Genomic DNA, 20,081 nt, shown 5'->3' on the forward strand with positions numbered 1-20,081 from the left:
GGCTGCAAAACCGCTCTATATTTTATTGCAACTCATTCGCAAAAGCAGCTCAGGAGAGCCGATGCTCCGCCGTTCCTTCAATGCCCTGCTTCTCAGCCTGCCGCTTCTCGCCACCGCCCCCGCCTTCGCGCAGGAAAAGCCCAAGGTGGTGACGACCTTCACAATCATCGCCGACATCGCGGCGAATGTGGCGGGCGATGCGGCCACGGTGGAATCCATCACCAAGCCGGGCGCGGAAATCCACAACTACCAGCCGACGCCGCGCGATATCCTGAAGGCGCAGGACGCCAAGCTCGTGCTCTGGAACGGCCTCAACCTGGAACTCTGGTTCCAGAAGTTCCTCGCCAATCTCGGCGACGTGCCGAACGTCACGGTCAGCGACGGCGTCGCGCCGATGAGCATCGTGGAAGGCCCCTATCAGGGCAAGCCGAACCCGCATGCCTGGATGTCGCCGGACAATGCGCTGATCTATGTCGAGAACATCCGCAAGGCGCTCGGCGCGCTCGACCCCGCCAATGCGGCGACCTACGACGCCAACGCCAAGGCCTATGGCGAGAAGATCAAGGCTCTGGGCGAAGAGATGAAGGCCAAGATCGGCGCACTGCCGGAGGAAAAGCGCTGGCTCGTCACCAGCGAGGGCGCCTTCTCCTATCTCGCCCGCGATTTCGGCCTCAAGGAGCTCTTCCTCTGGCCGATCAACGCCGACCAGCAGGGCACGCCGAAGCAGGTGAAGGCGGTGATCGACGCGGTGCGCGAGCACAATATCCATGTCGTCTTCAGCGAAAGCACCGTTTCCGCCGATCCCGCCAGGCAGGTCGCCGCCGAAACGGGCGCGGCTTACGGCGGCGTCCTCTATGTCGACTCGCTGAGCGAGGCGGACGGCCCCGTGCCGACCTATCTCGACCTCCTGCGCGTGACCTCCGAAACCATCGTGAAAGGTCTTTCGCAATGAGGATGGGCGGCAAGCCGAAGACGGTCGACGGCATCGTCGCCGAGGACGTGACCGTCACCTACCGCAACGGCCTGACGGCCTTGCGCCATGCCAGCTTCTCCGTGCCGAAGGGCACGATCACCGCGCTGGTCGGCGTCAACGGCGCGGGCAAGTCCACCCTCTTCAAGGCGATCATGGGCTTCGTGCCGGTCGCGGGAGGCAAGGTGACGATCCTCGGCCTTTCCGTGCGCGAGGCGCTGAAGCAGAACCTCGTCGCCTATGTGCCGCAGGCCGAGGAGGTGGACTGGACCTTCCCCGTGCTCGTCGAGGACGTGGTGATGATGGGCCGCTACGGCCACATGAACTGGCTGCGCATCCCGACAAAACGCGACCACGAGATGGTCGAGGAGGCGCTTTCCCGCGTCAACATGGCCGGCTTCCGCAAGCGCCAGATCGGCGAGCTTTCCGGCGGGCAGAGAAAGCGCGTCTTCCTCGCCCGCGCCTTGGCGCAGGAGGGACAGGTCATCCTGCTCGACGAGCCTTTCACCGGCGTCGACGTGACCACGGAGGAGCAGATCATCGAGCTGCTCGGCAAGCTGCGCGACGAGGGTCGCGTCATGCTCGTCTCCACCCACAATCTCGGCAGCGTGCCGGATTTCTGCGACCGCACGGTTTTCGTCAAGGGCACCGTCATCGCCTCCGGCCCGACGGCGGAGACCTTTACCGAAGCCAATCTGGAGCGCGCCTTCGGCGGCGTGCTGCGCCACTTCATCCTCGGCGGCCGCGACCTGCACGACGACGAGGACAGGCGCTCGGTCAAGGTCATCACCGACGACGAGCGCCCCTTCGTCATCTATGGCGAGGAGAAGAAACCGTGATCGACGCGCTGCTGGAACCCTTCGGCTACGGCTACATGGTCAACGCCATGTGGGTGAGCGCGCTGGTCGGCTGCATCTGCGGCTTCCTGTCCGCCTATCTGATGCTCAAGGGCTGGTCACTGATCGGCGATGCGCTCTCGCATTCCATCGTTCCGGGTGTCGCCGGGGCCTACATGCTCGGCCTGCCCTTCGCCGCCGGCGCCTTCCTGTCCGGCGGGCTCGCCGCCGCCGCCATGCTCTTCCTCAACCGCCAGACGCAACTCAAGGAGGATGCGATCATCGGCATGATCTTCTCCTCCTTCTTCGGCCTCGGCCTCTTCATGGTCTCGCTCTCGCCGACGCCGGTGAACATCCAGACCATCGTGCTCGGCAACATCCTCGCCGTCACGCGGGAGGACACGATCCAGCTCGCCATCATCGGCGCGGTCACGCTCGCCATCCTGCTCTTCAAGTGGAAGGACCTGATGGTCGCCTTCTTCGACGAGAACCATGCCCGCTCCATCGGCCTCAACCCGACGGGCCTGAAGATCCTGTTCTTCACCCTCCTCAGCGCCTCGACGGTCGCGGCCATGCAGACGGTCGGCGCCTTCCTCGTCGTCGCGATGGTGGTGACGCCGGGCGCGACGGCCTATCTCCTCACCGACCGCTTCCAGCGCCTCATCGTCATCGCCGCCGCGCTCGGGGCCGGCACGAGTCTCACCGGCGCCTATCTCTCCTATTTCCTCGACGGCGCGACCGGCGGCATCATCGTCGTCCTGCAAACGGCGATCTTCCTCCTCGCCTTCCTCTTCGCGCCCAAGCACGGCCTCATCGCCGCGCGCCGCAGGGGCAGGCAGGCGCTCGAGACGACGGAAGGCAGCACGCCATGAACGAGACGCTCGAACTCGCGCTCCTGCCCTTCCAGCTCGCCTTCATGCAGAACGCCTTCCTGGTGACGCTCATCATCGCCGTGCCGATGGCGCTGCTCTCCTGCTATCTCGTGCTGAAGGGCTGGTCGCTGATGGGCGATGCGGTCTCGCATGCCGTGCTTCCCGGCGTCGTCATCGCCTATGTCCTGGGCCTCCCCTTCGCGGCCGGCGCCTTCGTCGCGGGCCTCTTCTGCGCGCTCGCTGCCGGCTATCTCAAGGACAACAGCCGGGTGAAGGAAGACACGATTCTCGGCATCGTCTTTTCCGGCATGTTCGCCCTCGGCGTTGTGCTCTATGTGAAGATCCAGCCGGATATCCATCTCGACCATATCCTCTTCGGCGACATGCTCGGCATCGCCACCTCCGACCTCGTGGAGACGGTGGCCATCGCCAGCGCCTCGACCGCCTTCATCCTCCTCTTCCGCAAGGACCTTCTGGTGCAGGCCTTCGACCGGCAGCATGCCTCGGCCATCGGCCTGCCGGTGCGTCTCCTGCATTACGGCCTTCTCGCCGTGCTCTCGCTCGTCGTGGTCGGCGCGCTGAAGGCGGTCGGCATCATCCTCGCCGTCGCCATGCTGGTCGCTCCCGGCGCCATCGCGGCCCTCCTCACGCGGCGTTTTCCGAGCATGCTGATGGTGGCCGTCGCCGTCGCGCTCGGCACGTCCTTCTGCGGCATCTGGCTGAGCTTCATGATCGACAGCGCCCCCGCGCCGACCATCGTGCTGCTGATGGCGATGCTCTTCGTCATCGCCTTCATCCGACGGATGCTGCAGAACCGCCGGCCCGCGCAGGCGGCCTGAGAGCCACCGGCCTTCTGTCGACAGAGGGCCGGTTTCCGTCTAACGTCCGGCGCGAACGGCCAGCCTGCTTCGGCCGAAATCAACACAAACGCAACGGGACGGCATGGCGCATATCGGTATCGTCGGCGGCGGCCTCATGGGCTGCGCCACAGCGCTCAATCTCATGGAACGGGGCCATAGCGTCACGATCCTCGAACGGGACGCGGGCGGCCTGCCGGCCTCGGTCGGCAATGCGGGCATCCTCGCCGTGCCCGAGATCGACCCGCTCGCCCGGGCCGACATGCTGCTTTCCGTGCCGAAATGGCTGCTCGACCCGCTGGGCCCCCTGACGCTGCGCTGGCAGGACCTGCCGGCGCTCACGCCCTGGCTCGTCCGCCTCCTGCTCTCCGCCCGCCCCGGCAAGGTGGCGGAAGGCCGCGCCGCCCTTCTGACGCTGATGAAGACGGCGGAAGCCGACCATGCCCATCTCGGCGCTCTGGCCGGCATTTCCGGCCATATCCGCGACACCGGCGCGCTGACGGTCTTCGACAGCACTGCGGCGCGCGACAAGGCGTTCGCTCACGAGACGGAGAATGCGAAGCTGCTCGGCTGCAATGTCGAGAAGCTGGATGCCGAAGAGGCCCGCCGCCGCGTGCCGGCCTTGCAGGGCGCCTTTGCCGGCGCGGTCTTCAACGACGGCTACAAGACCTTCGAATATCCGCTGACCCTCTTGCGTCGGTTGCAGGCGGCGCTGCGCGAACGCGCGACGTTGCTCGACGCCACCGTTTCCTCGGTGGCGCAGGCGCAAAACGGCATCGTCGTGCGCACGGAGGGCGGCCGGGAATTCACCTTCGACAAGCTGGCGATCACCTCGGGCGTCTGGTCACGCCGCTTCGTCGCCGATCTCGGGCTGAAAGTGCTGCTGGAAACCGAGCGCGGCTACAATACGACCTTCATGAATCCTTCGACCACGCTGGAAATGCCGGTCTTCTTCTCCGAGCACGGCTTCGTCGCCACGCCCTTCGAAAATGCTCTGCGCATCGGCGGCGCGGTCGAACTCGCCTCGCCCGAAGCCCCCGCCAACTACAGGCGCGCCGCCGCCATGCGAAAGAAGATGCGCCGCTACGTGCCCGATCTCCAGGAGGAAGGCGGCACGGAATGGATGGGCCGGCGTCCCTCCACGCCGGATTCGCTTCCCGTCATCAGCCTCCATCCGCGCGACCCGCGCATCGCCTTTGCCTTCGGCCACGGCCATGTCGGCCTGACGCTTTCGGCGACGACCGGCCGCCATGTCGCGCGTCTCCTCTCCGGCGAGACGGACGCCGCGCTCGCCCCCTTCTCCATCGCCCGCTTCCAGTAAGTTCCCAGAACAATAAAAAGAAAGAAACCGACCATGCATAAGGTTATTTTCGACACGGATCCCGGCGTCGACGACGCCATGGCGCTGCTTTTCCTGCACAACCATCCGGAAATCGACCTGATCGGCATCACCACCGTCTTCGGCAATGCCGCCATCGAGACGACGACGCGCAACGCGCTGTTCCTCAAGCGTGAATGGGGCATCGACGCGCCGGTCGCCCGCGGCGAGGGCAAGACCTACAACCCGATGCGCAACCCCACCGACTGGCCGGTGATGATCCACGGCCATGACGGTCTCGGCAATATCGATGTGCCGGAGACGATCGACCTGCCCGTCGATCCGCGCCCGGCGCACCGCTACATCATCGAGACCGTGCGTGCCAATCCCGACGAGGTGACGCTGATCGCCGTCGGCCGCATGTCGAACCTTGCCTATGCGCTGAAGGAAGACCCGGAGATTGCCGGTCTGGTCAAGCAGGTCATCATCATGGGCGGCGCTTTCGACGTGCCCGGCAACATCACGCCCGCCGCCGAGGCCAATATCCACGGCGACCCGGAAGCCGCCGACGTGGTGATGACCGCGCCGTGGAAGGTGATCGTCGTCGGTCTCGACGTGACGATGAAGACCGTAATGACGCGCAAGCGCCTCGCCGAGCTGACCGCGAAGAACGGCAAGCACCTCAAGCTGCTCTCCGACATCTCGCAGTTCTATATCGATTTCTACGGCCGGCATGTGAAGGACGAGGGCATGGTGGTGCACGATAGCTGCGCCTGCATCTATCTCGTCGCACCGGGCCTCTTCACCACCCGCCCCGGCGCGATCCGCGTCGTCGCCGGCGGCATCGCCGACGGCCAGACCATCCAGAAGCCCGACGCCCGCAGCTTCCCGCCCGGCAACTGGGACGGCCTGCCGAGCCAGCATGCCTGCATCGGTATCGATGCGGAAAAGGTGATGGCGCTGCTGGACGAGACGCTGGTGCGGTGAGGCGGGCGTAGCCGCCCCTCACCTGCCTGCCGGCATCCTCTCCCCGCAAGCGGGGCGAGGAGCGCAGGAGGCAAGGGTTTCCTGCCTTCATGATGGCTTGAGGAAGCCGGTGCAACGCCCCCTTCTCCCCGCTTGCGGGGAGAAGGTCCCGGCAGGGGCATGAGGGGCAGCCCAGGGAGTAACCCCTACCCCGTCAGCCCGCCGTCGCCGGCAATTGCCAATCGATCGGCGTGCGGCCGTGCTTTTCGAGAAATTCGTTCGCCTGCGAAAACGGTCGCGTGCCGAAGAAGCCGTTATGCGCTGAGAGCGGAGAGGGATGCGGTGAGCGCAGCACGAGATGGCGGCTCTGGTCGACGAATGCCGCCTTCTTCTGCGCATAGGAGCCCCAGAGGATGAAGGCGACGGGCTTTTCCTGCTCGTTGACGGCGCGGATGACCGCATCCGTGAAACGCTCCCAGCCACGCCCCTGATGGGAGGCCGCGCGGCCCATCTCCACCGTCAGCACGCTGTTGAGCAGCAGCACGCCCTGCCGCGCCCAATGTTCGAGAAAACCATGGCGGGCCGGCGGGATGCCGAGGTCCGATTCCAGTTCCTTGTAGATGTTGACGAGCGAGGGCGGAATGCGAACGCCCGCCTGCACGGAGAAGCACAGGCCATGCGCCTGCCCCTCGCCGTGATAAGGATCCTGCCCGAGGATGACGACGCGCACCTCGTCGAGCGGCGTCAGGTCGAGCGCGCGAAAATATTCCGCTCCCTTCGGGAAGATGCGCCGGCCCTCCTGCTTCTGCTCCAGCAGGAAGCTCTTCAGCTCGGCCATGTAGGGACTGGAGAATTCCGCCGCGAGCGGCGCTTTCCAGCTCTCTCCGATCTTTACGTCCGTCGCTGCCATCGCTCTCTCCTTGACGAGGAGAGTTTAGCGCCGCGCGGCGGTAAGGACCGGCCAAACCGCCGGTCATCCACAGCTAATCTCAGGCGACGCCGAGCACCGCCATGAGGTTTTTCATGCGCGCGGCGGCAAGCTCCGGCCTATCGAGCACATTCGCCCGATCGGCAAGTCGGAACACGTCGGCATAGTGCAGGACACCACGGGCGGACTGCATGCCGGCCGGCATCGTGAAATGATCCTGATGGCCGTTCAGCCAGGCCAGGAACACGACGCCAGCCTTGTAATACTGCGTCGGCGCCTCGAAGATTTTCCGTGATAACGGCACGGTCGGCTCGATGACGGCGCGGAAGGTGGCGACATCGCCCGCCGCCAGAGACGCCAGCGCCTTGGAGGCCTGCGGCGCGACCGCATCGAAGATGCCGAGCAGCGCGTGGCTGTATCTGCGCCCGTCACCCTCGATCAGTTCGGCATAGTTGAAATCGTCGCCGGTGAAGCAGAGTACGCCCTCCGGCAGCCGGTCGCGCAGCGCCACTTCGCAGGCGTTGTCGAGCAGGGAGATCTTGATGCCCTCGACCTTGTCGCGGTTCTCCTCGATGATCGAAAGCACCGCATCGAGCGCCGGCTCGAAGGCGTCGGAGCCCCAATATCCACCAAGTTGCGGATCGAACATATCGCCGAGCCAGTGCAGCACGACCTTGTCCTTCGCCTGGCCGAGAATGCGGCCATAGACCTTGCGGTAATCGTCCGGCGACTGCGCGATGCGGGCCAGCGCGCGGCTCGCCATCATGATCGCCCGGCCGCCATGCTTTTCGACGAAGCCGATCTGCTCCTCATAGGCCCTGACGACGTCATCCAGCGAACGGGCATCGGCGGGGTTGAGGTGATCCGTGCCGGCGCCGCAGGCAAGATCCGCACCGGGCACCGTCTTCGCTTCGGCAAGCGAGCGGCGGATCAGCTCCTGCGCGCCGGCCCAGTCGAGCCCCATGCCGCGCTGCGCGGTGTCCATCGCCTCGGCGATGCGGAAACCGAGCGACCAGAGATGATGCCGGAAAGCCATCGTGCGTTCCCAGTCGACGGCCGGCGCTTCCCATGGGCGCGTGTCGCGGCGCGGATCGGAAACCACATGGGCTGCGGCATAGGCGATGCGGTTGAAGCGCGGCGCTGCGGCGGGGCGCTCTGTCGGCGTACCCACGAGGGCATAGGCTTCGACGCCACCATCGGCACGCGGTAGGGAAAGGCTGATCGGCATGGAGTCCTCCCGAGGGTTTAGAAGGGCAATAATTTAGATCGTTCCAAATTTCAAGGACGATTTTGAGGGTAGCGCCAGGTGCACGGAAAAGGCCAATACGCTAAAGGCCCCATCGAAGGCAGCCAATTTGAACACACGATCAAGATAGAAGGCAACCTAAGGCGCCACGCCGCCTCACCCCAATTCACGCTTGACAAATTTGGAACGATCCAATTAATTACCCACCAACAAGCGGGCCGTTACACCCCGCGCAGGGAGGATGATCGTGAACAAGAGCCGGGTGACCGTTGTCGATATCGCGCGCGCCGCCGGCGTGTCCAAGTCGACCGTTTCGCTCGTCCTGCAGGCGAGCCCTCTCGTCAACGAGGCGACGCGCGCCAGGGTGAATGCGGTCATTCGCGAGCTCGGCTATGTCTACAATCGGGGCGCGGCGAACCTGCGCCAGTCGGCCTCCTCGCGGATCATCGGCATCATCGTCAACGATCTCACCAACTCCTTCTTCGCGGAGCTGGCGGTCGGCATGGACATGGTCATGCAGTCGGCCGGCTATGTGCAGTTCCTGTCGAATTCCGCCGAAAGCGTCGATCGCCAGCGCGAGGTCATCGCCTCCATGCGCGAGCACGGCATTTCCGGCCTGATCCTCTCACCCGCCCGCGGCACGGAAGCGGCGGACCTGAAGCCGCTCGCGGCGAGCGGCATTCCCGTCGTCGCCGTGGTGCGCAACGTGGTGGGTGCGAAGATCTCCTCGCTTCTTTCCGACAATTATGCCGGTGCGAAGGATGCGGTTCGCCATCTCGTCTCGCTCGGCCACAGCCGCATCGCCTTCCTCGGCGGGATACCCAACACGACGGTCTTTGCCGAGCGCGTGCAGGGCTGGCGCGACGCGCTGGCCGAAGCGGGCCTCGAAGCACCGGATGCGCTGGTCGTCGGCACGACGGCCTCGCGCGCCGGCGGCGTTTCGGCCATCGAACGCGCCCTGCTGCTGGCGAACCAGCCGACGGCGGCGCTCTGCTTCAACGACGCGGCCGCCTTCGGCGTCTGCGACGGGTTGCGCGCGGCGGGCAAGGAGCCCGGCCGCGATTTCGGCGTGGTCGGCTTCGACGACGTGATCGAAGCCGAGACCGCGGTACCGGCGCTAACGACAGTTTCCGTCGATCCGCAGGGCATGGGCCGGCGGGCGGCGCAGCTTCTCTTGAAACAGATCAATGCGGGCCGTGTGGAGCCCGAGGCCATCGTCAGCTCCGTGCGCCTCGTGGTGCGCCAGAGCTGCGGCGCCGGCCAGAAGACGAGGAGGATGTCGGCATGACACGATGGGGACTGATCGGCGCGAGCACAATCGCGAAGGAATGGGTGACAAACGCGATCCGCGCGACGGGCGGCGAAGTCGTCTCAGTCATGAGCACCAGCGCCGAGCGCGGCAAGGCCTACGCGGCCGAACAGGGCATCGCGAAGTCGGTGACGACGCTCGATGCGCTGGTGAACGATCCCGAGATCGACGCCGTCTATATCTCCACCACCAATGAACTGCACCGCGACCAGGCACTCGCCGCCGCGAAGGCCGGCAAACATATCCTCTGCGAAAAGCCGCTCGCCATGGCGCTGGAAGATGCCCGGACCATGGTCAAGGCCGCGAAGGATGCTGGTGTCGTCATGGCGACCAACCATCATCTGCGCAACGCCGCCACGCACCTGAAGATGCGCGAGGCCATCAAGGCTGGCCGCATCGGCACGCCGCTTGCCGCCCGCGTCTTCCACGCTGTCTACCTGCCGCCGCACCTGCAGGGCTGGCGGCTCGACAAGCCGGAGGCCGGCGGCGGCGTGATCCTCGACATCACCGTGCACGATGCCGATACGCTGCGCTTCGTGCTGGACAGCGACCCGGTGGAGGCCATCGCCTTCTCGCAGGCCGGCGGCATGGGCCAGGCCGGGCTGGAGGATGCGGTCATGGGCGTGCTGCGCTTCGAGAACGGCGTCATCGCCCAGTTCCACGACGGCTTCACCACGAAATTCGCCGAGACGGGCCTTGAGGTGCACGGCACGGACGGCTCGCTGATCGGCCGCAACGTGATGACGCAGCGCGCCGTGGGCACGGTGACGCTCCGCGACGCGGAAGGCGAACACGACCTGCCGCTCGACCACAGGAACCTCTACGAAACCACCCTTTCCGCCTTCCACGCCGCCGTCGCCAGCAAAGGCCGCCCCTCCGCCACGGGCGAGGACGGCGTCTGGTCGCTGGCGACCGGCCTTGCCGTCGTCGAGGCCGCCCGCACGGGCAAGACCATCCGCATCGAAACCGGATTCTGAAGCATCATGAGCAAGCATATCACCCCGCGCGAGGCCGCAGACCTCATTCCCGACGGGGCCGTCGTCTCGGTCTCCTCCTCCTCCGGCCTCGGCTGCCCGGACCTGACGCTGAAGGCCATCGGCGAGCGTTTCGACGAGACCGGCCATCCGCGGAACATCACGACGCTGCATCCCATCGCGGCCGGCGACATGAGCGGCATCAAGGGCATCGACTACATCGCCAGGCAGGGCCTGCTCGCCAAGGTGCTGGCCGGCTCCTATCCGTCCGGCCCGTCGTCCTCCGAGCCGCCGCTGATCTGGCAGATGATCACCGGCAACGAGATCCCCGCCTACAACATCCCCTCCGGCATCCTCTTCGACATGCATCGCGAGGCCGCCGCAAAGCGCCCGGGCGTCATCACCAAGGTCGGCCTCGATACCTTCGTCGATCCGAGCCGCGAGGGCTGCGCGATGAACGACAAGGCGGCGACCGAAGCTATCGTCGAGAAGATCACCTTTGCGGGCGAGGAGTGGCTGTACTTCAAGGCCATCGCACCACAGGTCGCCATCATCCGCGCCACCACGGCGGACGAGCGCGGCAATCTCACCTACGAGCACGAGGGCGCCTATCTCGGTGGTCTCGACCAGGCACTCGCCGCGCGCAACAATGGCGGTATCGTCATTGCGCAGGTCAAGCGCCTCGCCAAGGAAGGCTCGTTGAAGCCGCATGACGTGCGCGTGCCGGGCGTTCTGGTCGACTACATCGTCGTCGATCCCGAGCAGAAGCAGACGACGCAGACGCTCTACGATCCCGCCATTTCGGGCGAGATCTTCCGGCCGCTCGACAGTTTCCGCGTCCCGGAATTCAACATCCAGAAGGTCATCGCCCGCCGGGTGGCCGAGGAGCTTGAGGCCGGCAGCGCCGTCAATCTCGGCTTCGGCATTTCCGCCAACGTGCCGCGCATCCTCATGGAAGAGGGCCTGCACGGGGCGGTGACCTGGGTGATCGAACAGGGTGCCGTCGGCGGCGTGCCGCTGCTCGACTTCGCTTTCGGCTGCGCCTCCAATGCGGATGCCTTCATGCCCTCGCCCTACCAGTTCACCTATTTCCAGGGCGCGGGCTTCGACGCCTCGCTGCTCTCCTTCCTGGAGATCGGCAGGGACGGATCGGTGAATGTCTCGAAACTCTCCTTCCGCCCGCATGTGACGGCCGGCTGCGGCGGCTTCGTCGACATCACGGCGCGGGCGAAGAAGGTCGTCTTCTCGGGCATGTTCAATGCCGGCGCGAAGCTCGCCATTGCGGACGGCAGGCTCGTCATCGAAAAGGAAGGCAAGCTCAAGAAGCTGGTCAACGCCGTCGAGCACGTCACCTTCTCCGGCCCGCGCGGCGTGGCGCAGGGACAGGACATCACCTATGTCACCGAGCGCTGCGTGATGAAGCTGACGCCCGAGGGCATCGTGCTCACCGAGATCGCGCCGGGCGTCGATCTCCAGACGCATATACTCGACCAGTCGGAATTCCCGCTCATCGTCGCGCCGGACCTCAAGGTGATGGATGCGCGTCTCTTCACCGATGCACCAATCGGCCTGACATTGCCCAACAAGGCACCGCGCCGGCTTGCGGGGGCGAACCATGGCTGAGCCGCGCATCCGCATCGCTATCGACGGCCCCGTCGCAACGATATCCGTCGCGCGGCCGGAAAAGCTTAACGCCTTCGACATCGACATGCTGAAGGAGCTATCCGCCGCCTGCGACACGGTGGAAGCCAACGCGGCCGTGCGCGTCGCCATCCTCACCGGCGAGGGCAAGGCCTTTTCCGCCGGCGGCGACATCCGCGCCTGGGCGGGCATGGAAGCAAATGAATTCGGCCATGCCTGGGTGCGCTTCGGCCACCGCGTCTTCGAGCGGCTGGCGACGCTGCGCATGCCGCTGATCGCCGCCGTCAACGGCCATGCGCTGGGTGGCGGGCTGGAACTGGCCGCCGCCGCCGATATCCGCATCGCCGAGACGCAGGTGAAGATCGGCCTGCCGGAAGCCGGCCTCGGCATGGTGCCCGGCTGGTCCGGCACGCAGCGTCTGGTGAAGCGTTTCGGCGCGCAGGCGGTGCGGCGCATGCTGCTGGGCGGCGAGGTGCTGACGGCGGCGGAAGCGGCAACGCTCGGCATTGTCGATCAGGTCGTTGAGACCGGAACGGCCGTCGAGGCCGCCCGGACCTATGCGACGCGCATCGCCGCACGCGGGCCGGTGGCGACGGAGATTTCCAAACTGATGATTTCAGTGGCGACTGGCGAGGACAACGGCGCGGCGGTGGAAGCCCTCGGCTCCATCCTCGTCGCCAAGACCGGGGACCTCAAGGAAGGCGTCGCCGCCTTCACGGGAAAACGCCCCGCAGACTTCAAGGGAGAATGGTAATGACCGCGCATGTGAAACCCAAGGCGCTCGACGATTTCAAGGCGCGCGATTTCCGCATGCTGATCGACGGTGTATGGACGGAAGGCACCGGCAGCGCGCTCGAACGCGTCGCGCCGGGTCATGGCGTCGTCGTCAGCCGCTATCCGGCCGGCACGAAGGCTGATGCCGAGCGTGCCATCGCCGCCGCTCGAAAGGCCTTCGATAATGGTCCGTGGCCGCGCATGACGGGCGCGGAGCGCTCCAATATCCTGCTGAAGGCCGCCGATCTCATCGCGGCGAAGGCCGACGAGCTTGCCTTCCTCGACTGCATCGAAAGCGGCAAGCCGATCAGCCAGGCCAAGGGCGAGCTTGGCGGCGCGGCCGATATCTGGCGCTATGCCGCGGCGCTGGCGCGCGATCTCCACGGCGAGAGCTACAACACGCTGGGCGAAGGCACGCTCGGCGTCGTGCTGCGCGAGGCGATCGGCGTGGTCTCGATCATCACGCCCTGGAATTTCCCCTTCCTGATCGTAAGCCAGAAATTACCATTCGCGCTCGCCGCCGGCTGCACGACGGTCGTCAAGCCCTCCGAGTTGACGTCAGGCTCGACGCTTCTTCTCGGCGAAATCCTCATCGAGGCGGGCGTTCCGGCCGGCGTCGTCAACATCGTCACCGGCACCGGCCCCGAGGTCGGCGCACCGATGACGACGCATCCCGATGTCGACATGGTCTCCTTCACCGGCTCCACCGGCGTCGGCCGCCTGACCATGGCGAACGCCGCCCAGACCCTGAAGAAGGTGTCGCTGGAACTCGGCGGCAAGAACCCGCAGATCGTCTTCCCCGACGCCAATCTCGACGAGTTCATCGACGCCGCCGTCTTCGGCGCCTATTTCAATGCCGGCGAATGCTGCAATGCCGGCTCGCGGCTGATCCTGCACAAGTCCATTGCAGCGGACGTGACCGCGCGTGTCGCGGAACTGGCGAAGAAGGTGAAGGTCGGCGACCCGCTCGATCCGACGACGCAGGTCGGCGCGATCATCACGCCGCAGCATCTCGAAAAGATCGGCACCTATGTCGATGGCGCGGCGAAGGCCGGGGCATCCGTCGCGCTCGGCGGGACTGCACTCGATCTCGGCCTCGGCCAGTTCATGGCCCCGACGATCCTGTCGGGCGTGAAGCCGGAGATGGCGGTCGCCCGTGAAGAAGTGTTCGGCCCGGTCCTCTCCGTGCTGACCTTCGAGACGACGGACGAGGCGATCCGCATCGCCAACGCCATCGACTACGGCCTTTCGGCCGGCGTCTGGAGCCGCGATTTCGATACGTGCCTGACCATCGGCCGCAAGGTGCGCGCCGGCACGATCTGGATGAACACCTTCATGGACGGCGCGTCGGAACTGCCCTTCGGCGGCTACCGCCAGTCCGGCCTCGGCCGCGAACTCGGTCGCCATGCGGTGGAGGACTATACGGAAACCAAGACGCTCAACATGCATATGGGCGCGCGCACCGGCTGGTGGATGCCGCGATGAACCGAAACATCTTCTCCATTGAAGGCGAGGAAATTGAGCAGCGCCGGAAGCGCCGCTCGATCTCCCCCCTTGTGGGGGAGATGTCGCCGAAGGCGACAGAGGGGGGTAGCGGCGGCGCGGCAAACCGAACCGTTTCAGAAGGCGGTAAGCTCCACCCCCCTCTGCCCTGCCGGGCATCTCCCCCACAAGGGGGGAGATCGGCAGGCGGCAACCGCTGCGCCTCACGGCGTCGGGAAGCTGAATTGCGGGCTTTGCAGCAGGGTGAGATCCTCCACCGGCTCACCGGCGATGCGCCGCAGCAGCAGCCGGCCCATGGCCTCGCCTGCCGCCGGCAGGTCCTCATGGATGGTCTCGACCTTCGGCTGGATCTGGCTGAGCAGGCGCGAGGTCTGCTTGCCGACGATGTCGTATTCGACGCCGAGCGAAAAGCCGTTGTCACTCATGCCGGTGATGGTGGCGAGCGCGGAGACTTCGCCGGGACAGGTGATGCCGTCAGGCGGATCGGGTTCGCCGCTGCGGCGGCGCATGGTGTCGCGGATGGTGTCGGCGGGGCTGTCGAGGTCGAGCGTATCAGGAATCTCATAGGCGACGCCCGCTTCGCGCACGGCGGTCATGAAGCCGTGCAGCATGTGCTGGTGGAAGGTCAGTCGCTTCGGCGGCATGATGATCGTCACCTTGCGCCGTCCCTTGGCGATCAGGCGCTTCGTCGCCTCGTAGGCGAAGGCGAAGTTGTCGTAGTCGACGAAGGCATGCGGGGTGGAGAATTCCGTGCGGCCATGGGTGACGAAGGGAAAGCCGTTTTCCAGAAGCAGCCGCACGCGCGGATCGAATGGCTCAGTGCGCGAGAAGATCAGGCCGTCGGCCATGCCGTTGCGGATGATGTAGTTGACCGCATCGACATTGCTGCCGTCGAGGAAATTCGGCGTGACGATGAGGTGGTAGGGCGTCGCCTGCAGGGCGCGCGCCAGGCCATGCATGATGGACGTGCCGAAGCCGAGAATTTCCTCATGCGGGTCGAGCAGCACGGAAATGACATTGGTGCGGCCGGTCTTGAGGCGCTGGGCGGCGCGGTCCGGCAGATAGCCGATTTCGGCGGCGACCTCATGGACCCGGCGGCGCGTCGCCTCGGAAATCTGCGGCGCATTGCCGAGCGCGCGGGAAACCGTGGTAATGGCAAGTCCCGTCATTTCCGCAATGGTCTTCAGCGTCGGCTTGCCGGCTCGAAGCATGTTGCGGGCGGGATCGTTGTCGGCGGGCTTGTCGATGCGGGACACGGATACGCTTCTTCGGATGGCGTCAGTCAATGGGCGGCACCATATCGACGCGCCCGGCATTCGGCAATCTTGCGCCGCACAGAATTTAAAACGATTTCAGTGCGCCGCACAAAGCCGTTCGGAATGGCTTACATGCCTGCACTTCCGGAATTTACCGCATTTATCAAGAGAGCCTTCACCGCACTCCATCCCGGCTTGACTCCGCAAATTTACAACGTTTTAAATTGGCGCGGCGCTTTGAGCCATGGACCAAATTCCGACGCGCCTTCGGGCCTCGGGGAAATCGGCGGGAGGAGGCTCTCGCCCATGAACTTGCAAACGGGAGGAATACGATGCGCAAGTTTCTGACGACCACTGCAGCCATTGCGGTGCTGATGGGCATGGGTGGCACCGCCGCCCGCGCAGCCGAAAATGTGGAAGTCCTCCACTGGTGGACTTCGGGCGGTGAAGCCGCTGCGCTCGACGTTCTCAAGAAGGATCTCGAATCCAAGGGCATTACCTGGACCGACATGCCGGTTGCCGGCGGCGGCGGCACGGAAGCCATGACTGTCCTGCGCGCCCGCGTCACGGCCGGTAACGCGCCGACCGCGGTGCAGATGCTCGGCTTCGATATTCTCGACTGGGCCAAGGAAGGCGCGCTCGGCAATCTCGATGAAGTTGCCGCCAAGGAAGGCTGGGACAAGGTAATCCCGACCGCCCTGCAGCAGTTCTCGAAGTATGACGGCCACTGGATCGCCGCCCCGGTCAACGTTCACTCCACCAACTGGATGTGGATCAACAAGGCCGCGCTCGACAAGGCCGGCGGCAAGGAGCCGCAGAACTGGGATGAACTCGTCGCCCTTCTCGACAAGTTCAAGGAACAGGGCATCACGCCGGTCGCCCATGGCGGCCAGCCGTGGCAGGACGCGACGATCTTCGACGCGGTCGTGCTCTCCTTCGGCAACGACTTCTACAAGAAGGCCTTCATCGACCTCGATCCGGAAACGCTGGGCAGCGCCCAGATGAAGGAAGCCTTCGACCGCATGACGAAGCTGCGCTCCTACGTGGACGACAACTTCTCGGGCCGCGACTGGAATCTTGCTTCCGCCATGGTCATCGAAGGCAAGGCCGGCCTGCAGTTCATGGGCGACTGGGCAAAGGGCGAATTCATCAAGGCCGGCAAGAAGCCGGGCGGCGACTTCGTCTGCATGCGCTTCCCGGGCACGCAGGGCTCCGTGACCTTCAACTCCGACCAGTTCGCGATGTTCAAGGTCGCCGAAGACAAGGTTCCGGCCCAGCTCGCCATGGCCTCGGCCATCGAGAACCCGGTCTTCCAGTCGGCCTTCAACGTGGTCAAGGGCTCGGCCCCGGCCCGCACGGACGTCTCGGACGAGGCCTTCGACGATTGCGGCAAGAAGGCCATCAAGGACCTGGCCGAAGCCAACACCAACGGCACGCTGTTCGGCTCCATGGCGCACGGCCACGCAAATCCGGCCTCCGTCAAGAACGCGATCTACGACGTCGTGACCCGCCAGTTCAACGGCGAGCTTTCCTCCGAGGAAGCCGTGACGGAACTGAAGGCCGCCGTCGAGGCTGCAAAGTAAGCAACTGCCCCTCACCCGACCCTCTCCCCGTTCACGGGGAGAGGCAGACGGAGAGGCCACGGCAACATCCTTCTCCCCGCCTGCGGGGAGAAGGTGCCGGCAGGCGGATGAGGGGCGCGGCCCCGCCGCCGCAAACACACACTAACGGTGGTATCGACCATGGATAGCCGAAGCCGGCTGCAGGAGCTTCTGCCGAAGCTCGTGCTGGCACCCAGTTTCCTCATCGTGCTCGTCTTCGTCTACGGCTTCATCGCCTATACGGGCTTCCTGTCGCTGACGGACAGCAAGATGCTGCCCTCCTACAATTTCGTGGGACTGAGCAACTATTCCAAGCTCTGGGCGCTGCCGCACTGGTGGCGGGCGATCTCCAACCTTGCGATCTTCGCCTCGCTCTACATCGTCATCTGCTCGGTGCTGGGCCTGGCGCTCGCCATCCTGCTCGACCAGAAGATCCGGGCAGAGGGCATCCTCAGGCCGATCTACCTCTACCCGATGGCGCTGTCCTTCATCGTGACGGGCACCGCCTGGAAATGGTTCCTCGATCCCGGCATCGGCCTTGAGAACACCATGCATCTGTGGGGCTGGGAAAGCTTCGCCTTCAACTGGATCAAGGACCGCAACTACGCCATCTACTGCGTGGTGATCGCCGCCGTCTGGCAGTCCTCCGGCTTCGTCATGGCGATGTTCCTCGCCGGCCTGCGCGGCGTCGACAACGAGATCATCAAGGCCGCGCAGATCGACGGCGCGACGACGGGCACCATCTACCGCCGCATCATCATCCCGCTAATGCGCCCCGTCTTCCTCTCCGCCTTCGTCGTGCTCGCCCACCTCGCCATCAAGGCCTACGACCTCGTCGTGGCGCTGACCGGCGGCGGGCCGGGACAGGCGACCGAACTGCCGGCGACCTTCATGTATTCCTACACCTTCACCCGCAACCAGATGGGCATCGGCGCTTCCTCGGCGATCATCATGCTGGTCATGATCTTCTCGATCATCATCCCCTATCTCTATTCCGAAATCCGCGGAGGCAAAGGCCGATGAGCGCTCCCAGCCCCGACAACATCATCACCCACGGCAAGCTGACGCGTGCCCTCATCTACACCGCACTCATCCTCTTCGCGTTCTACTACCTGCTGCCGCTCTATGTGATGCTGGTGAACTCGCTGAAGCCGCTGGAGGAAATCCGCCAGGGCGGCATGCTGAACCTGCCGCAGCAATGGACGATCGAACCCTGGATCTCCGCCTGGTCGACGGCGCAGATCGGCGTGCAGCCGACGGGTCTTCGCCCGTTCTTCATCAACTCGATCCTGATGGTCGTGCCGGCCGTCGCGATCTCCACGATCATCGGTGCGCTGAACGGCTACGTGCTGACCAAGTGGCAGTTCAGGGGCTCGAACGTCTTCTTCGGCCTCTTGCTGCTCTCCTGCTTCATCCCGTTCCAGATCGTGCTCATCCCGATGGCGCGCATTCTCGGGATGATCGGGCTGGCCGGCTCGATCTGGGGCCTCACCTTCGTGCACATCATCTACGGCCTCGGCTTCACGACGCTCTATTTCCGCAACTACTATGAGAACTTCCCGACCGAGCTGGTGCGCGCGGCACAGATCGACGGAGCGAGCTTCTTCCAGATCTTCTACCGCATCCTGCTGCCCTCCTCCGGTCCGATCATCGTCGTCTCGGTCATCTGGCAGTTCACCAATATCTGGAACGACTTCCTGTTCGGCGCCTCCTTCTCCGGCGCGGACACGACGCCGATGACGGTGGCGCTCAACAACCTCGTCTCCTCCTCGACGGGCGTGAAGGAATACAACGTGCACTTTGCCGGCGCGATCCTCGCGGCCCTGCCCACCCTCATCGTCTACATCGTCTCCGGACGCTATTTCGTGCGCGGCCTGATGTCCGGCGCCGTGAAAGGATAACGCTCATGTCGTTCCTCAAGATCAGCAATCTGCGCAAGTCCTACGGTGCGCTGGAAATCCTGAAGGACATCAACCTGGAGATCGAGCAGGGCGGCTTCCTCGTGCTCGTCGGCCCCTCCGGCTGCGGCAAGTCCACGCTGCTCAACACCATCGCGGGCCTCGAGCCGATCTCCTCGGGCGACATCGCCATCGACGGGCGCTCGGTCGCGGGCCTGCATCCGTCCAAGCGCGACATCGCCATGGTGTTCCAGTCCTATGCGCTCTACCCGAACATGACGGTGGCCGGGAACATCGCCTTCGGCATGGAAATCCGCGGCGTTCCGAAGGAAGAGCGCGACAAGGCGATCAAGCAGGTCGCCGACATGCTGCAGATCGGCCATCTGCTCGACCGCAAGCCCGGCCAGCTCTCGGGCGGCCAGCGCCAGCGCGTCGCCATGGGCCGGGCGCTAGTGCGCGACCCGAAGCTCTTCCTGTTCGACGAGCCGCTGTCGAACCTCGACGCCAAGCTGCGCGTCGACATGCGCACGGAAATCAAGCGCCTGCACCACCGCATGAAGACCACCATCGTCTACGTGACGCACGATCAGATCGAGGCGATGACGCTCGCCACCAAGATCGCGGTGCTGAAGGACGGTGTGCTGCAACAGTTCGGCACGCCGGCGGAAATCTACAACAACCCGGCCAACACCTTCGTCGCCGACTTCATGGGTTCACCCGCGATGAACCTGCTCAAGGGCAAGGTCGAGAACAACGACTCCGGCCTTGCCGTCTCGCTCGCCCGCCATCAGGCCGAGCCGCTGGTGCTCTCGGTGCCGAATGCCCCGGCCAGCCTTTCGGCCTATGGCGGCAAGGAAATCATCTTCGGCATCCGCCCGGAAGCGCTGACCGACCCTGACGGCGCGGACCGCAATGCCCGCACCGTGGCCGAGGGCGACTGCCTGATCGAAGTGGTGGAGCCGGCCGGCGCCGACACCTTCGCCGTGACCCAGCTCGGCGGCAAGGAGATCGTCGCGCGGCTGCGCGCCGACGTGCGGATATCCGCCGGCCAGACCGCGCGCCTTGCCTTCAATCTCGACAAGGCCGTGTTCTTCGACCCCGCCAGCCAGCTTCGCATCGCCTGAGAACTTTC

General features: G+C 65.2%; 18 protein-coding genes. 15 read left to right on the top strand and 3 right to left on the bottom strand.

Annotation, left to right across the window (positions count from 1 at the left end):
* Positions 1 to 61: 61 nt before the first annotated feature.
* The 6 genes from ACZ48C_RS12805 (at position 62) to ACZ48C_RS12830 (ending at position 5,840) form a co-directional block, all read left to right on the top strand.
* Complete coding sequence (locus tag ACZ48C_RS12805) at positions 62 to 952, top strand: metal ABC transporter substrate-binding protein (protein WP_119256576.1); 891 nt, start codon at positions 62 to 64, stop codon at positions 950 to 952.
* Positions 949 to 1,809 carry a manganese/iron ABC transporter ATP-binding protein gene (locus ACZ48C_RS12810; protein WP_464781314.1) on the top strand — a complete coding sequence of 287 codons (861 nt, stop codon included), beginning with the start codon at positions 949 to 951 and terminating at the stop codon, positions 1,807 to 1,809. The genes ACZ48C_RS12805 and ACZ48C_RS12810 overlap by 4 nt, the downstream gene beginning before the upstream one ends.
* Positions 1,806 to 2,678, top strand: a complete 873-nt coding sequence (locus ACZ48C_RS12815; RefSeq protein WP_464781315.1) for a metal ABC transporter permease — start codon at positions 1,806 to 1,808, stop codon at positions 2,676 to 2,678. The genes ACZ48C_RS12810 and ACZ48C_RS12815 overlap by 4 nt, the downstream gene beginning before the upstream one ends.
* Positions 2,675 to 3,517, top strand: a complete 843-nt coding sequence (locus ACZ48C_RS12820) for a metal ABC transporter permease (RefSeq protein ID WP_464781316.1) — start codon at positions 2,675 to 2,677, stop codon at positions 3,515 to 3,517. Before ACZ48C_RS12815 ends, ACZ48C_RS12820 begins: the two co-directional genes overlap by 4 nt.
* Before the next feature lie 103 nt (positions 3,518 to 3,620).
* On the top strand, positions 3,621 to 4,856 hold the full coding sequence (locus tag ACZ48C_RS12825; protein WP_464781317.1) for an NAD(P)/FAD-dependent oxidoreductase: 1,236 nt from the start codon (positions 3,621 to 3,623) through the stop codon (positions 4,854 to 4,856).
* Positions 4,857 to 4,889: 33 nt separating this feature from the next.
* Entirely contained in the window at positions 4,890 to 5,840 is a 951-nt protein-coding gene (locus ACZ48C_RS12830) for a nucleoside hydrolase (RefSeq protein ID WP_464781318.1), read from the top strand.
* A gap of 193 nt (positions 5,841 to 6,033) precedes the next feature.
* Here ACZ48C_RS12830 and ung read toward each other — a convergent pair whose 3' ends face one another.
* A complete protein-coding gene (gene ung, locus ACZ48C_RS12835; RefSeq protein ID WP_464781319.1) occupies positions 6,034 to 6,729 on the bottom strand; it encodes a uracil-DNA glycosylase in 696 nt (231 codons plus the stop codon).
* 79 nt (positions 6,730 to 6,808) lie between these two features.
* Entirely contained in the window at positions 6,809 to 7,975 is a 1,167-nt protein-coding gene (locus ACZ48C_RS12840; protein ID WP_464781320.1) for a dihydrodipicolinate synthase family protein, read from the bottom strand.
* A 265-nt stretch (positions 7,976 to 8,240) separates the two neighbouring features.
* Here ACZ48C_RS12840 and ACZ48C_RS12845 point away from each other — a divergent pair, with 265 nt between their 5' ends.
* The 5 genes from ACZ48C_RS12845 to ACZ48C_RS12865 are packed head-to-tail and all read left to right on the top strand — an operon-like array spanning position 8,241 to position 14,176.
* Complete coding sequence (locus tag ACZ48C_RS12845; protein ID WP_464781321.1) at positions 8,241 to 9,281, top strand: LacI family DNA-binding transcriptional regulator; 1,041 nt, start codon at positions 8,241 to 8,243, stop codon at positions 9,279 to 9,281.
* On the top strand, positions 9,278 to 10,279 hold the full coding sequence (locus ACZ48C_RS12850; protein ID WP_464781322.1) for a Gfo/Idh/MocA family protein: 1,002 nt from the start codon (positions 9,278 to 9,280) through the stop codon (positions 10,277 to 10,279). The genes ACZ48C_RS12845 and ACZ48C_RS12850 overlap by 4 nt, the downstream gene beginning before the upstream one ends.
* A 6-nt stretch (positions 10,280 to 10,285) precedes the next feature.
* Positions 10,286 to 11,899, top strand: a complete 1,614-nt coding sequence (locus tag ACZ48C_RS12855) for an acyl CoA:acetate/3-ketoacid CoA transferase (RefSeq protein WP_464781323.1) — start codon at positions 10,286 to 10,288, stop codon at positions 11,897 to 11,899.
* Positions 11,892 to 12,671, top strand: a complete 780-nt coding sequence (locus tag ACZ48C_RS12860) for an enoyl-CoA hydratase/isomerase family protein (RefSeq protein WP_464781324.1) — start codon at positions 11,892 to 11,894, stop codon at positions 12,669 to 12,671. Before ACZ48C_RS12855 ends, ACZ48C_RS12860 begins: the two co-directional genes overlap by 8 nt.
* Complete coding sequence (locus ACZ48C_RS12865) at positions 12,671 to 14,176, top strand: aldehyde dehydrogenase family protein (protein ID WP_464781325.1); 1,506 nt, start codon at positions 12,671 to 12,673, stop codon at positions 14,174 to 14,176. The genes ACZ48C_RS12860 and ACZ48C_RS12865 overlap by 1 nt, the downstream gene beginning before the upstream one ends.
* Before the next feature lie 221 nt (positions 14,177 to 14,397).
* Here the strand turns inward: ACZ48C_RS12865 and ACZ48C_RS12870 are convergent, their stop codons facing one another.
* Positions 14,398 to 15,405: a LacI family transcriptional regulator gene (locus ACZ48C_RS12870; RefSeq protein ID WP_464782809.1), complete on the bottom strand. Its 1,008-nt coding sequence runs from the start codon at positions 15,403 to 15,405 to the stop codon at positions 14,398 to 14,400.
* A 377-nt stretch (positions 15,406 to 15,782) separates the two neighbouring features.
* Here ACZ48C_RS12870 and ACZ48C_RS12875 point away from each other — a divergent pair, with 377 nt between their 5' ends.
* The 4 genes from ACZ48C_RS12875 (at position 15,783) to ACZ48C_RS12890 (ending at position 20,073) form a co-directional block, all read left to right on the top strand.
* Positions 15,783 to 17,033 (top strand): ABC transporter substrate-binding protein, encoded by a 1,251-nt coding sequence (locus ACZ48C_RS12875; protein ID WP_318909941.1) that lies wholly within the window; start codon positions 15,783 to 15,785, stop codon positions 17,031 to 17,033.
* A 159-nt stretch (positions 17,034 to 17,192) separates the two neighbouring features.
* The gene (locus ACZ48C_RS12880) at positions 17,193 to 18,074 is read left to right on the top strand and encodes a carbohydrate ABC transporter permease (protein WP_119256563.1); all 882 of its coding nucleotides are present in this window, start codon (positions 17,193 to 17,195) and stop codon (positions 18,072 to 18,074) included.
* On the top strand, positions 18,071 to 18,952 hold the full coding sequence (locus ACZ48C_RS12885; RefSeq protein WP_318909942.1) for a carbohydrate ABC transporter permease: 882 nt from the start codon (positions 18,071 to 18,073) through the stop codon (positions 18,950 to 18,952). The genes ACZ48C_RS12880 and ACZ48C_RS12885 overlap by 4 nt, the downstream gene beginning before the upstream one ends.
* A gap of 5 nt (positions 18,953 to 18,957) precedes the next feature.
* A complete protein-coding gene (locus tag ACZ48C_RS12890; RefSeq protein ID WP_464781326.1) occupies positions 18,958 to 20,073 on the top strand; it encodes an ABC transporter ATP-binding protein in 1,116 nt (371 codons plus the stop codon).
* Positions 20,074 to 20,081: the final 8 nt, after the last annotated feature.

The sequence above is a fragment of the Shinella sp. 1A1 genome (assembly GCF_055379515.1).